Annotated in this window: 12 protein-coding genes; 5 read left to right on the top strand and 7 right to left on the bottom strand. The window is 45.4% G+C overall.

Annotation, left to right across the window (positions count from 1 at the left end; all coding sequences use genetic code 11):
• Positions 1 to 301: 301 nt before the first annotated feature.
• From hemN to AAC033_RS02800, 4 genes are all read left to right on the top strand, one after another.
• The gene (gene hemN / locus AAC033_RS02815) at positions 302 to 1,678 is read left to right on the top strand and encodes an oxygen-independent coproporphyrinogen III oxidase (RefSeq protein ID WP_339735158.1); all 1,377 of its coding nucleotides are present in this window, start codon (positions 302 to 304) and stop codon (positions 1,676 to 1,678) included.
• Position 1,679: 1 nt separating this feature from the next.
• Positions 1,680 to 3,032, top strand: coding sequence for a protoporphyrinogen oxidase (hemG, locus tag AAC033_RS02810; protein ID WP_339735156.1), 1,353 nt, complete (start codon positions 1,680 to 1,682; stop codon positions 3,030 to 3,032).
• Between the two features lie 30 nt (positions 3,033 to 3,062).
• On the top strand, positions 3,063 to 3,959 hold the full coding sequence (gene hemF / locus AAC033_RS02805; protein ID WP_339735154.1) for an oxygen-dependent coproporphyrinogen oxidase: 897 nt from the start codon (positions 3,063 to 3,065) through the stop codon (positions 3,957 to 3,959).
• A gap of 125 nt (positions 3,960 to 4,084) precedes the next feature.
• Entirely contained in the window at positions 4,085 to 4,471 is a 387-nt protein-coding gene (locus AAC033_RS02800) for a DoxX family protein (protein ID WP_339735152.1), read from the top strand.
• A 71-nt stretch (positions 4,472 to 4,542) separates the two neighbouring features.
• On the opposite strand, the gene AAC033_RS02795 is transcribed toward AAC033_RS02800, so the two are convergent.
• The 7 genes from AAC033_RS02795 to AAC033_RS02765 form a co-directional block, all read right to left on the bottom strand.
• A complete protein-coding gene (locus AAC033_RS02795; RefSeq protein WP_339735150.1) occupies positions 4,543 to 5,412 on the bottom strand; it encodes a glycine betaine ABC transporter substrate-binding protein in 870 nt (289 codons plus the stop codon).
• Positions 5,413 to 5,416: 4 nt separating this feature from the next.
• Positions 5,417 to 6,235, bottom strand: coding sequence for a proline/glycine betaine ABC transporter permease (locus tag AAC033_RS02790; protein WP_339735148.1), 819 nt, complete (start codon positions 6,233 to 6,235; stop codon positions 5,417 to 5,419).
• A complete protein-coding gene (locus AAC033_RS02785) occupies positions 6,232 to 7,458 on the bottom strand; it encodes a glycine betaine/L-proline ABC transporter ATP-binding protein (protein ID WP_339735146.1) in 1,227 nt (408 codons plus the stop codon). Before AAC033_RS02785 ends, AAC033_RS02790 begins: the two co-directional genes overlap by 4 nt.
• 7 nt (positions 7,459 to 7,465) lie before the next feature.
• Positions 7,466 to 8,656, bottom strand: a complete 1,191-nt coding sequence (locus tag AAC033_RS02780) for a hypothetical protein (RefSeq protein WP_339735144.1) — start codon at positions 8,654 to 8,656, stop codon at positions 7,466 to 7,468.
• Between the two features lie 325 nt (positions 8,657 to 8,981).
• Entirely contained in the window at positions 8,982 to 9,650 is a 669-nt protein-coding gene (locus tag AAC033_RS02775; protein ID WP_339735142.1) for a DUF1080 domain-containing protein, read from the bottom strand.
• Between the two features lie 93 nt (positions 9,651 to 9,743).
• Positions 9,744 to 11,198, bottom strand: coding sequence for a carbon starvation protein A (locus AAC033_RS02770; RefSeq protein WP_339735139.1), 1,455 nt, complete (start codon positions 11,196 to 11,198; stop codon positions 9,744 to 9,746).
• A 64-nt stretch (positions 11,199 to 11,262) separates the two neighbouring features.
• Entirely contained in the window at positions 11,263 to 13,329 is a 2,067-nt protein-coding gene (locus tag AAC033_RS02765; RefSeq protein WP_339735137.1) for an HDIG domain-containing metalloprotein, read from the bottom strand.
• A gap of 187 nt (positions 13,330 to 13,516) precedes the next feature.
• Here AAC033_RS02765 and AAC033_RS02760 point away from each other — a divergent pair, with 187 nt between their 5' ends.
• Positions 13,517 to 14,302, top strand: a complete 786-nt coding sequence (locus AAC033_RS02760) for a C40 family peptidase (protein WP_339735135.1) — start codon at positions 13,517 to 13,519, stop codon at positions 14,300 to 14,302.
• The last annotated feature ends 2 nt before the right edge of the window (positions 14,303 to 14,304 follow it).

Raw genomic sequence — 14,304 nt, 5'->3', positions numbered from 1 at the left:
AACAATCGAATAAAGATAGCCAACGTTCCTGTGTTTTGCCTTGCTATGAAAGAGCCAGCGGCTATTCAATGATTTCTTTAGTAACGAAATATTCCCTCGCGTGGGGGAATTGTGGATGTGTTGAATCTTTAAAACTGACATTTGGAAGCTTGTTTTCCCCCGAGTTCTATTATTTTCGCATAGAATAATTTGCACGATCTCGGATCAGCCCAAGAATTGTTTATGCGAGACAAATGGCATGATGGATAGTGGCTGGATGAACGGGCTGACAAATTATCTGATAACAAACAATTCAAAACTCATGAGAATACCTTTAGCGCTGATTGATAAGTATAATGTCCCGGTTCCCCGGTATACGAGTTACCCACCCGCCAACTTTTTTGGCGACGATTTCACAACGAACGATTATTTGGCGGCTGTAGAAGCTTCGAACGACAAGCAGCCCGAGAATATTTCCATTTACCTGCATATCCCGTTTTGTACACAGTTGTGTTTGTATTGTGGTTGTAATACGCATATTACCAAGGATCAGGACATCATGAAAAACTATGTGGCTGCCTTGAAAAAGGAGATTCACAAGGTGGGCGAGTTAATAGACAAAAATCGCAAAATCTCGCAAATCCATTGGGGCGGTGGTACGCCCAATGTTTTGCCTGCTCAATACATAGGCGAGATCATGGAAATCTTCACGTCAAATTACAAGTTTATAGAGCGTCCCGAGATTGCTGTTGAGTGTAATCCTGCACATCTGGACCAAGCGTATATTGATGCTTTGGTTTCCTTTGGCTTTAATCGCATCAGCCTGGGGGTTCAGGATTTTCAGCCCAAAGTGCTGAATGCTGTTCACCGCGAAGTACCCGTCATTCCTATCGAAGAGCTGGTGGCTATGATTCGCAGGCATCCAGGCGTTTCGGTAAATCTCGACTTTATTTATGGTTTGCCATACCAAACGGTGGAGTCGTTTGCTACAACGATGGACAAAGCCGTTGCGATCAATCCCGATCGGCTGGTTACCTTTTCATATGCGCATGTTCCGTGGGTGAAAAAAGCTCAAAAGAAACTGGAAAAATTGGGTTTGCCCGAAGCGGAAGACAAAGTGAAAATGTTTGAAGTAGCTTGGGCGAAAATGACCGGTGCAGGCTATGTTCCCATCGGATTGGATCATTATGCCAAACCCGAAGATGATATGGCCGTAGCACTGAAAAATCGCTCGCTTCACCGGAACTTCCAAGGTTATTGTACCCGCGAAACCACGGGGCAAGTGTATGCTTTTGGGGTAACAGGCATCAGCCAGTTGGAAGATGTCTACGCGCAAAATGCCCGCACGGTCAAAGAATATATTGATACGATTGAACGGGGTGAAATTAAAGTGGTGAAAGGCTTTTCGCTTTCTGACACGGACAAAATCATCCGGCAGATTATCAACGAAATTATGTGCAACCAGTATTTGTCGTGGAGACAGGTTGCCGGGCAGTTTACTATGGAAGTGGATGCACTGAAGAAGCTGCTGAATTTTGAGGAAAGCAAGCTCGATGAATTTGTGAAAGACGAGCTTCTATCATACACAACCGACGAAATTGTCATCACTGATTTGGGACGATTCGTGCTGCGCAACATCGCAGCCGTGTTCGATATTCGCCTGGAAGGAGCTATCCAGAAATTTTCAAAATCAGTTTAAAATGAATAAAAAAGTAGCTGTTATTGGTGCCGGATTGAGTGGCTTGACAACCGCTTATTACCTTCGAAAGAAAGGGATCGATGTTCAGGTCTTTGAAAAAGCCGGCCGGATTGGCGGCGTCATTGAAACCCGGGAGGAAGATGGCTTTCTGTATGAAAATGGCCCCAGCACCGGTGTACTTGGGCAACCCGAGGCAGCTGCTTTAATTGAAGAGCTGGGAGAAGCTTGCCAGCTTGAAATTGCTGACGAAGATGCCAAGTATCGCTGGATTTGGAAAGACGATCGCTGGCATGCCCTGCCATCCGGATTGTGGGGTGGAATTACCACCCCCTTGTTTTCGTGGTACGACAAGTTCCGGATCTTGGGCGAGCCGTTTCGCAAGCCGGGAACAAATCCTGACGAATCGCTGGCCGATTTGGTATTGCGCAGAATGGGAAAGAGTTTTCTGAAGTACGCCATCGATCCCTTTATTCTGGGGGTTTACTCAGGCGATCCGAAAAAGTTGATCGTAAAATATGCTTTGCCGAAACTTTACAGTCTTGAGCAAAACTATGGTAGTTTTATTGGGGGGGCCATCAAAAAAGGCAAAGAGCCCAAAACTGCTTGGGATAAGAAAGCGACCAAAGAGGTTTTCTCACTTAGGGGAGGATTAAAATCTTTGGTTAATGCCTTAAGCGAGCAGATTGGCAGCGAACGCTTTCATCTGAATCAAACGAACTTAAAGGTTGAATATTCCGGGGAGAAATACCAAATTGCTGATGATGCCGGCACAATTTCGGAGTTCGATCAGGTTATTTCAACGGTTGGCGGATATGCCTTGCGCCAGTTGTTTCCGTTTTTTCCTGCGGCCGACCTGGCGAAAATAGAAGCGATGAAATATGCCCGCGTTGTGCAGGTTTCGGTTGGGTTTAAAAAATGGGAAGGTATGCCAATCAAGGCTTTTGGCGGCTTAATTCCTTTTCACGAAAACCGCGACATTCTGGGTGTTTTGTTTCTTTCTTCCTTTCTAAAAAGCCGGGCCCCGGAAGGTGGAGCGCTGTTGTCTACTTTTTTAGGCGGTGTTCGGAAACCGGAAATGGTTGATCTGCCGGACGATGAAATCAAATCCATAGTGGAAAGAGAGCTAAAAAGTATGCTGGGGCTAACAAAATGGCAACCTGATTTGTTGGTTATTAATCGTTATCAGCACGCTATTCCGCAGTACGGAATCGAATCAGCCGGGCGTCTGCAAGCAATTGCGGATTTGGAAGCTGATTTTCCGGGCTTGTTCTTGGGTGGCAATATTCGCGATGGAATTGGGATGGCCGACCGGATAAAGCAGGGAAGAAACCTGGCGGAAAGTGTTGCAGATTAGCGAATATCAAGTATCAAGCATCCTTAATTCATGAGAAATAATCAAGTTGCATCAGCTTACCGAAATCTTCAACAGCAAATCTGCAATGCCTTGGAAACAGCCGACGGAAGCGCTGTTTTTAAAACAGATCATTGGGAAAAAGAAATAGGGCATGGATTTACCATGGTTTTAGCCGAAGGCGACGCCATTGAAAAGGCGGCTGTTAACTTTTCTGCAGTAGGAGGTCAGGTGAGCAATCGGATGCGGAAGGCCCTGCACATTGATGATGGTGAAGATTATTTTGCTACCGGTATTTCGTCGATCATTCACCCCAACAACCCCCATGTGCCCATTACCCACATGAATGTCCGCTATTTCCAGCTTAGCTCCGGCAAAGCGTGGTTCGGTGGCGGCATCGATTTAACGCCACATTTTGTCGATCGGGAGGAAGCTCGTTGGTTTCATCAGCAACTGAAAGCGGTTTGCGACCGGTTTGATTTGTCCTTTTATCGGGAATACAAAGTCTGGGCCGATGACTATTTTTACTTGCCACACCGGGAGGAAACTCGTGGTGTGGGCGGAATCTTTTTCGATCATCAGGATGGAGCAGCTGAAGCAAATTTTAAAAAGTTTTTTGGGTTCACCCAAGCACTGGCCGAAGCTTATCCCAAGATGTATATTGAGCTGATGAACCGGAGTCGCAGGCGGAGTTTTTCGGAGCAAGAAAAGCAATGGCAATACCTGCGAAGAGGCCGCTATGTAGAGTTTAATCTGCTTTATGACAGAGGGACCAAATTTGGTCTTGAGTCGAATGGGCGAACAGAATCCATCTTTTTGAGTATGCCGCCGATGGCGTCGTGGACGTACGATTTTCAGCCTGAAAAAGGCTCGCGGGAAGAAGAAACGCTGAACCAGTTGAAAAAAGGTATCGATTGGATTAATGGATAGAAGTAAGAGCGGGGACCAGGTTAGAATCACTGAACCAAGTCGTGATCCGTGATGTTCCAATTTATATAAATTGGAAAAGAATGCTCAAAAGAATTATTCAAACATCGAATTCAAAATCTGTTTTTATGATCCGCCTCATGGTCGGTGTTGTTTTCTTATCAGAAGGCATTCAGAAGTTTCTGTTTCCAGCCATCCGGGGAGCCGGCCGCTTCGAAAAGATTGGGCTGCCATCTCCGGAATTTTTGGGCTCTTTTGTGGGCAGTTTCGAAATCGTCTGTGGTTTGCTGATTTTAATTGGCCTGTACACGCGTTTGGCCAGTATTCCTTTGATCATCATTATGCTGGTGGCTATTTCCACAACCAAAGTTGATATTTTGTTGAACGATGGTTTTTGGATGATGATGCATGCCGCGCGAACCGATTATGCCATGTTGCTGGGAAGCCTCTTTTTACTCTTGAAAGGGGCCGGGCAGTGGTCGGTGGATTGGCAGGTTGAGAAGAAGCTGAATTGAGTGGGTGTTAATGCGCCTAAAAAAAAGCCCCGCAATTGCGAGGCTTCTATATTTAGATGGCCTGCAATGGCTTATTCATTAAACCAGGCGTCGACCAATGGTTTGTGTTCGTTGTACCAGTTCAGGGCTGCTTCATCTTCACTTCCTGCGTTTTCTTCAATAGCCAGCATTAATGAACCCAGATTGTCGTCGTTCATTTTAAAATTACTGAAAAAAGTTGCCAGTTCGGGATTGGCTTCGGCCCATCCTTTGGTCGCAATGACTGAAATCGTTTCGGCAGCACCCATGGTTCCTTTGGGGTCATCAAGGATTTTCAGGTTGTAGCGTGCAAATTTGGTGTGAGGCTTCCAGCCAGTGACAACTACCCAGTCTTCTTTATCGTAGGCTCTTTTGAGAGACGCCAACATTCCGGCTTCGCTTGAAGTCACCAATTCGTAATCCAGGTTGTATTCGTCGATCACCTTTCCTGTGACACTCATGATACCTGCTCCGGGGTTGATTCCGATAATTTTGCCGTCAAACTGGCCTTTGGCGCTGTTTAATTCATCAATGGAATTGATGTCAACGTATTGTGGAACGACCAGGCCCAAGCGTCCTTCTTCGTAAACAACGCCCAATCGTTCAACCTGATCGCCAAATTTTTCCATGTACGGCTGGTGGGTGATCGGCTCCCACACCTCCATGAATACATCGGCATTTCCTTTGGCCACAGCTGCAAAAACCGGAGCTACGTCGGCGTTAACCAGTTCAACTTCATAACCTCGTTGTTCCAGTGCCACTTTGGCCAGGTGGGTGTTGGCAATGCATTCAATCCAGTTAACCATCGCAATGGTCACTTTTTTATTCTCTTCGTTCGTGGCGCCTTTCTTGTTTCCGCCACCGCAGCTGGTTAAAAAAACTGCTAAAATCAAGCTAAATCCTACTAAAATGTTTCGTTTCATCTTATTACTTTTTTTGTTTATTTCCTAAATTTTGTGTAATTCGGTCGAGGATGATCGCCAGTAATACAACGGCGAGTCCGCTCTCAAACCCAAGACCGATTCGTAATTGACTGATTCCCTGCAGTACTATTTCGCCCAGTCCTTTGGCGCCAATCATACTGGCAATAACCACCATGGACAGTGACATCATAATGGTTTGGTTGACTCCGGCTAAAATGGTTGGCATGGCCAGTGGTAATTGCACTTTAATGAGCAATTGCCGGGGAGTTGCGCCGAAAGCTTTGGTGGCTTCCACAATGTCTTCGGGCACTTGCTGAATTCCCAGCGAAGTAAGCCGGACAACGGGAGGCATCGCAAAAATAATGGTAGCAAAAGCTCCGGGCACTGTCCCCAGACCGAAGAACAACACTGCCGGAATCAGATAGACAAAAGCCGGCATGGTTTGCATAAAGTCGAGAATGGGCCGGATGATGCTATTGGCCGTTTTGTTTTTCGCAGTCCAAATTCCTACGGGAATACCAATCGCCAGCGCGATGATGGCCGAAGCCAGAACCAGCGAGAAGGTTTGCATCGTCTCTTCCCAGAACCCGGTAAAATAGATAAACACCAAGCCCAAGAGCGTGAGTATGGCATTTTTGCGCCCTGCTTTCCACAACGCCACACCCGTAAAGAGGACGATGGTCACGTAAAAAGGCAGGCCAATCCAGACACTTTCTATGACCTCGATCAACGAGCTCATACCGGTATTAATGCCATCAAATACGCCTGAGAAGTTGTCAGTCAGCCAGTTGACACCATTTTCGATATATTGTCCGATAATCATAATTCAATTGCCTTTTGGATGATATCATTAATTTCTCCTGTATCCTTACCCGTGGTTTCCGCAATGAGCGAAGTGGGTGTGACCACCCCCAGGAGGTGATTGTCCACGTTGACCACCGGAATTGGTAAGTTTGTTTTGCTAAGCAGTGGAAGCATATCTTCCACGGTCGTATCGGGGTTTACCGTCATCACCGAATTCTGGATAATGGATTCAATGGTTTTGATTTCCCTCTTTTTCAGGTCCACAACATCTTCTATTTTCACAAATCCCAGGAAGGTGCGGTTCGTTCTTACCACTGGCAATGAGGTTACCCCAATATCGCGCATGGTGCGCAAAACCACTGCCGGACCGTCTTTTTTCAAGCGGGCCAGCTTGGGCTTTTTAAACATGATGGAGCCTGCGGTGACAATCTTGCTACGGTCAACATTCTCGACGAATGACTTGACGTAATCATCGGCCGGATTGGTAATAATATCCTCTGAATTACCCACTTGAACAATGATGCCATCTTTCATGATGGCAATGCGGTCGCCCAGCTTGATGGCTTCTTCCAAATCGTGGGTGATAAAGAGGATGGTTTTTTGCATTTTCTCCTGAAGCAGCAGCAGTTCATCCTGCATTTGCGATCGGATCAAGGGGTCGAGGGCCGAGAAAGCTTCGTCCATTAGCAATACTTCCGGGGCGTTGGCCAGGCCGCGCGCCAAACCAACACGTTGTTGCATTCCACCTGATAACTCGCTGACTTTTTGGTTCTCATAGCCTTTTAGTCCCACCAATTCAATGGTTTCCTCTGCTTTTTTGTCGCGTTCAGCCCGGTCAATGCCCTGAAGTTCAAGCCCGAAGGCGACATTGCTAAGTACCGTGCGATGAGGGAGCAATCCGAAATGCTGAAAAACCATCGCTAACTCGGTGCGCCGAATATTTAGCAGTTCCTTTTCGGACATGCGGGTGATTTCTTTATTATTGATGTAGACTTTTCCGGCGGTAGGCTCTATGAGCCGGTTGATACAACGGAGCAGAGTTGATTTCCCACTTCCAGAAAGGCCCATAATCACAAAAATCTCCCCTTCGTTGATGGTCAGGTTGGCGTCTCTAACTGCAACATTGCATTCCGTGGCTTCCAGTATTTCAGCCTTACTTTTGCCTTGATCAAGCATTTTAAGGGCTTTCGATTTTCCTTTTCCGAAAACCAGCGAAAGATTTTCAATTTTTATTTTTTCCATGTTGCTACTAAAAATAGTATCCAATGTTGATGTTAAAACGCTTCATCCAATCCGCGTCGCTGTCTCCAACTCCTAATCCTTCGCCAAATGTTGCGTTTAGCCATGGTTGATTTTTACCCATCGCATAGTCGATGTAGGTATAAACGGGCCCGGCTGAAACTAAGATGCCAGGAATCAGGTGATGCATATCAGCGTAATCATCATTCACTTTATCGACAAATGTATAATCCACATAGGCCTGTAAGCTTTTGATGGGCCCAAAGTCGACTGGGAAGCTTTTGGCGATCCCTACCGCATAGGCATTTGCCTTGGCAGCTACGTCGTATGGTGAGCCATAGGCACCCATTTGAATAATGTCGAGCGACTGCCCGTCATCGGCTTTGGCTTTGTAGTTGTAATTGATGTAAGTTCCCTTAAAATTCCAACCTTTGCCCCAGTCGGCCAGTAGATGCGCTGCAAAAGCTGTACTTGTTTCAGCTTCATCAAGCACACTGTTGTAGATACCTCCTACTTGGCCTGACAGGCCTACTTCAACTTGCTCGCTGATGTGGTAGGCTGCCCGTACATTCAACTGGTTCAACTCGCGAATGTGCGCATCAACTGTTGAGCTGCCAATTTTACCAACGCCCGGAGTAATATCATACGAATATCTTCCTGGTCCGCTGGCTCCATAGGTAACTGCCCCGCCTGCTGTTGGGCCTTCGGGCTCGGCCTGGCGGTAGTATGCAAAACTCAGGTCGAGTTTGTCAATTCCGTTGTAGTCAAACTTGATTCCCATGTCGTAGTCGTCTTCCAGACCAAAATAGTACTGTCCCTGAAACCACCAGGAGTGAGATGCATACTTCGTTATCCCAAAAGGCACCTGGCTGACACCGAGTTTCATATATAGGTTTTCGTTGAATTCGTAGCCTAAATAGCCGTGATGGATAAAGTGTGTCCCGAATGTGGGGTAGAAGCGATATTCAAAACTCAGGTCAATTCCACCTGCGGAGCCATCAACATTTAGGCGCCAGGTGTCCCAGGTGAATTCTGGCTGCGTTTTATTTTCGACCCAGCTTTTTGAAAACATGTTGAAACGCACGGCGCCGCCAACTTTAAAGTAGTTTTCTTTTTCTTGCGTAAGCCCTGATAAACTAAAAGTAAACAGGCATACAAATAAAGCACTTAGCTTGATTGTTGTCTTAAGCGAACTCTTCATAATGGTAAATAAATAAGATTTTTGATTTTTATACAATAATTCTACGTTGCAAGCGTTGGAGGTTGTTTCTATAGGACAAAAGTATAAAAAATGAATGGTTTCCCAAACGACGTCCGAAGGCGAGTCCCAAGTGTGCCAAAAATGAATGTCTCTATTTTATTAGCTTTTTTCGAGTTGATGATACTGCGATCATTGAAGGATAGGTGTTTAAATTGAAGGCTTATCGGGTATTTTGATTCTGTAAGTACAATTAACACACTTTTTGTATATGCAAGCTTAATCTAAATTTTACATGACGATAAATTGATCTTGTAAGAACAAGTTTTTATAGGTTGGTTAAAGTGACTTTGCGGAATTCAACTTCAGCACCTTCGGCTTGCAGGGCCAGTTTTCCTTTTTGTGCGGTGCAGTTGTACCCTGCATTGACCAGGTCGCCATTAACCCAAACGCGGACACTATCTGCTTTGCACTCGATTGTCATTTGGTTCCATTCGCCCAGAGGTTTTTCCGAACCGTCGGTCAGGTTTTTAATCCGGCGTTCCTTGCCTTCGGTAATACCCCAATTTTCTTTTGGACCACGGCGGCTTTCCATATCCGGAACGGTGATGTCTTCCACAATACACCAAAAATCACCTGCATCGCCATGTTGCATTTGCACTTCCAGCGATTGTGGAAACATGTTGTACAAAGCCCGTGGAGTTGAAGCATGAATTAAAACGCCACAGTTTCCGGGTTCCCCGGCAAACCGGTATTCCACGTCCAGCTTGTAATCGGAATATTCTGCATCGCTGATTAGGTGGCCTCTTGGTTCACCCAGGCTGACCAATAGTCCATCGCGAACAAGAAAAGGTACCGGAGCCTCTGGATTTTCGTCTATGGCCGGCACATCCATGTGCCATCCGCTAAGATTACGGCCGTTAAACAGGTCCTGCGATTGGTTGCAGGCGGACAAAACAGCTATGAAAAGGATTAGAATAGGGTTCGGTGTTCTCATCGTCGCTATCATTTTGATAGCTAAGTTAGTGATTCTTATTGAAAAGCAATAGCTACTGTAAATGTTGAAGTTGAAATGGTTGTAATAGCTGCACTAATCTCGGATAATGACCTTGACCAATTTCCTTGTAAAATAATTTTTCCGGTAGAAAAAGAAGGCCACTAGAGCCAGAACAGCCGTTGCTATTCCGATGGTGTAGGAGATTTCTTTTGACAGTGAAAATCCTTCCGGGGCAAAGAGCAGGTAGGTGACAATTACCGCGGTCATAAACGCTGCTGGTATTAATGTTACCCAGTAGAATTTTCGTTCTTGCGCCAGGTAAACGGTGATGGTCCATAAAACAACCATCGCCAGGGTTTGATTGGCCCAGGCAAAATAGCGCCAAATGACGCTGAAGTCGATCTGAGTGAGCAAAAAGCCAGCTAAAAACAGCGGAATGCTAATAAACAGCCGGTTTTTAATCGGCCCTTGTTTGAATTTCATGAAATCGGCAACGATCAAACGTGCGCTTCTGAAGGCAGTATCCCCCGAGGTGATTGGAGCCGCCACGACACCAAGTAAGGCCAAAAATCCACCAAAGGTTCCCAGCAAGGAGTTCGAAATTTCATTCACAATAAATGCCGCATTGCCACTGTTTGCTGTCATCATTTCGTTGAGTTCGCGGATTCCTCCGAAAAAGCTCATGCTGATAGCCGCCCAAATCAGGGCAACCACTCCTTCTGTGATCATGGCCCCGTAAAACACTCTACGCCCGTATTTTTCGTTGGTCAGACACCGTGCCATTAAAGGCGATTGGGTCGCATGAAAGCCGGAGATCGCTCCGCAGGCAATGGTGATAAACAACATCGGGAATATGGGAAAGTCGGCTGTGTTTACATGGAAGTTTTGCATGTTGGCCAAACTCAGCTCAGGAATGTGATAACCTTTTACAAAAAGGGCAACGATCAGTCCAACAGCCATAAAGACCAGGGCAAAGCCAAAAACGGGATAGATTCGCCCAATTACTTTGTCGATAGGGAGCATGGTTGCCAACAGGTAATAGGCGAAGACGACCCATACCCAAAAGGTTGTGGAAGCGAAATTTGGAGTCAGCCCCGAGAGAATTTTCGCCGGGCCCATAATAAAGACGGCTCCCACGATGACCATTAGCAGCACGGTAAAGGCCCGCATAAATTGTTTGGTACCCACACCCATATAAATGCCCACAATTTCGGTTATGCTCAATCCCCTGTGTTTAATGGAAAGCATTCCGGAGAAATAATCATGTACAGCGCCTGCAAATACGGAGCCCAAAACAATCCAGATAAAGGCAACCGGTCCCCACATGGCTCCGGCAACCGCACCAAAGATGGGCCCCAATCCGGCGATGTTCAAAAATTGGATCAGAAAGATGCGCCACCAGGGTAACGGCATATAATCTACGCCGTCAGTCATCGAGTAGGCTGGTGTTTCCCGGTTGGGATCAGTCCCTGCAATCCGTTCAATAATCCTGGAGTAAATAAAATACCCAAGCAGTAAAACGGATAGTGCAGCAAAAAAAGTAATCATTGCTTGGTTCGTTTAAGATGGCGGACCTATTTTTATTTTCGCTTGTTCAAATTTGTATTTTCGGCTACTTCTTATTCTGGCTTCTGTCTTCCGGGTATTCGATACGGATGTGATAAATATTCATTAGTTTCTCGAGAATTGTTTCCTTAAAGATCCGGATCTCCCGCAACGTCAAATCAGCATTGTCAAGTTGCCTGGTATCAATTTTGTCTTGTACAATCTTTTCAATCAGCACCCGAAGGTTCTCCAACGACTTTTCTTTCATGGCGCGGGCTGCCGCTTCAATACCGTCCGTTAGCATGACCACGCTGGTTTCCTTATTTTTGGGTGGTGGCCCGGGATAGGTGAACTCTTTGGGGTCAACTTCTTCGTTGGGGTGCTCGTTTTTGTAAGTGGTATAAAAGTATTTGGCCTGCGAGGTTCCGTGGTGACTGCTGATAAACTCAATCAGTACTTCAGGGAGTTTGTGGCGGCGGGCAATTTTTACGCCACGGGTCACATGGTCGATGATGATTTTTGCACTTTCCTTATTGTCAAGTTTGCTGTGAGGACTCATGCCAGCAGCCTGGTTTTCGATGAAATAGGCTGGTTGGTTGGTTTTGCCAATATCATGGTACAAAGCCCCCGCACGCACCAAAAATGGATTTCCGCCAATCCGCAAAATTACTTCTTCGGCCAGGTTGGCTATTTGCATCGAATGTTGAAAAGTGCCGGGTGCTTCCTGAGCCAGTTTGCGCAGCAGTGGCTGGTTTGTGTCAGAAAGCTCGATAAGTGTGACATCAGACACAAAACCGAAAAGCTTCTCAAAAATATAAATCAAAGGGTAGGCGAGCAGGATGAGCAAGGCATTGCCACCAAACCATTCCAGTTCTCTCCAGGGAATTGATTCGATGTTTCCTTCCTGGATCATGGAAAGGGCAAGGAAAACCACGGAGTAAGCGAGGAAAACCCAGAATGCTGTCAGAATCAGGTGCGAACGGCGGTGAAGTTTGTCCAGGCTGAATACTGCAATGATTCCGGCAACTTGATTCAGAAAAATATATTCAAAATTGTTTGGTGCAAAATAACCGATTAAGAGTGTTGTTACCAGCAGGGTGAAAATTGCTGTCCGCGAATCGAAGAAGATACGCAGCAGGATCGGCAGGATGGCTACTGGTACCAGGTATAGATTCATAAAGTCACGGTCGTTTACAAACCGTGAAGTAAAAACCATTAGCACAATCATAATCAGGATGAAACTTAATCGACGTTTTTGATTGAAAATTTCGGGCCTGAAATAGTACAGATAGAAAATCAGAATCAGTAAGCAAGAAATAATCAGTATGAGCTTGCCCAAGATCAGCAAATAACGCTCAATGTCTTGCCCTCGTTTGGTTTCATAACTCCTTTTCAACGAATCCAGAATGACATATTTATCCGGGGTTATAATATCACCTTTAAAAATGATTCGTTCGCCGGCTTGGACCATCCCCTGGGTAATAGAAACTTCGTCCAGTCTCTTTTGTAATTCGCCCATGTTAAATTCTTCATCGTAACTAATATTAGCTACAATAAAATCGCTTAGGTTTACAGTTTCGTAGAAGGTGCCAAAATCATTACCCAGACTGCTTCTAATTGTGTCGCTCAGCTTTTGATACGCGGTTTTAAGTGTCAAGAGCTCATCAGTCGGGACATGCTTGGCCAGCTTGTCTTTTATAAGAATCACTTCGTTTTTATTCTGTAAGCCCGGGTGATTTTCGGGCGCCTGCTCAATCAATCCTGTTTCGTATAGCTCAGCCAAAAAATGCGATAGATTCCTAACGGTTGCTGTATCTAGGTCAAACTGTTCAAGCGATTTAGCCAGGTTGTTGGTTTGCACCATGCGTTGAAGTGTATCGATCTTAAGGTAGGGGATGTACTTGCTTCGAACAGAATCCTGGTCCAGTTTAACATCCTCATCGGCTTTTAAAATGGCAAAATTAAAAGGAGCAACCAAGGTTTCGTGCCGCCATGGCGAATTCTTCTGAAATTCATATTTAAACCGGCTCTCTCCCGGAATAATCAGATAAAGCAGAAAAACGGTTGCCAAAAATGCGAATGCAATGTAAAAGAAGTGGTAATAGCGGGCCAGTCGCGTTAATAACTTTTTCATAAATACCTTTTTAAAGACTTTCCAATACGGTACAAAACTAGTCTTGAAGTTTTATATTTGAAGAATTAAAAATAACAATTTCTTTCGTGAAACACGCCATGCAATCAGATTTCTGAACTTGATGAAGTCGAACAGGCTTCGGATTAGCAGGTTGCCGTTTGAAATTGAAAAGTAATAGAAAGAACAGATGAATTACGGAATTTCCGGATTAAGCATCATACCGCTTCGCAAAGACCCCTCAGAAAGAAGTGAAATGACCAGCCAGATTTTGTTTGGTGAACATTTTGAAGTACACGAACAATTTATGGGATGGTGCCGGATTACTTCGGCTTACGATGGCTATGAAGGATGGGTAGACCAGAAAATGATCACGGAATTGTCCGATCGCACTTATCTGAAGACGGAGAGTTCTCCTTTTGCTGTTTGTACGGATATTTTTAACTTGATTCCACTAAATGGCGAACAAAACATGATGATTGTTGCCGGCAGCACACTGCCTTGCTGGCGTCCGTATAAAAAGGAATTTTCAATCAATCGCGATGTGTATCAGATGACTGGAAATTATATGTATCACCGGCCGGCCGATGCACGAAAATTGATCATTCAACAGGCTTTGATGTATTTCAATGTGCCATATTTGTGGGGCGGACGGTCACCGTTTGGTGTTGATTGTTCCGGCTTAATCCAGGTAATTTACAAGCAGGCCGGAATAAAAATTCCGCGCGATGCCAGCCAACAAGTACATGTGGGCACGGCTTTTTCGTTTGTGGAGGAAGCGCAGCCCGGCGATTTGGCCTTTTTCGATGACGAAGAAGGAAATATCATCCATGTTGGTATTATTTGGGAGAAGAACAAGATTATTCATGCTTCAGGAAAAGTGCGCATTGACAATGTAGACCAGTTTGGAATTTTCAATATCGAGACCAAACGTTATTCACACAAGATGCGCGTGATGAAACGAATTATCGACTAGCA

The organism is uncultured Sunxiuqinia sp. (assembly GCF_963974515.1).
In the GTDB taxonomy this organism is placed as follows: Bacteria; Bacteroidota; Bacteroidia; order Bacteroidales; family Prolixibacteraceae; genus Sunxiuqinia.
The sequence above is the reverse complement of the archived record's forward strand: the minus strand, read 5'-3'. Positions and strand labels throughout refer to the sequence as shown.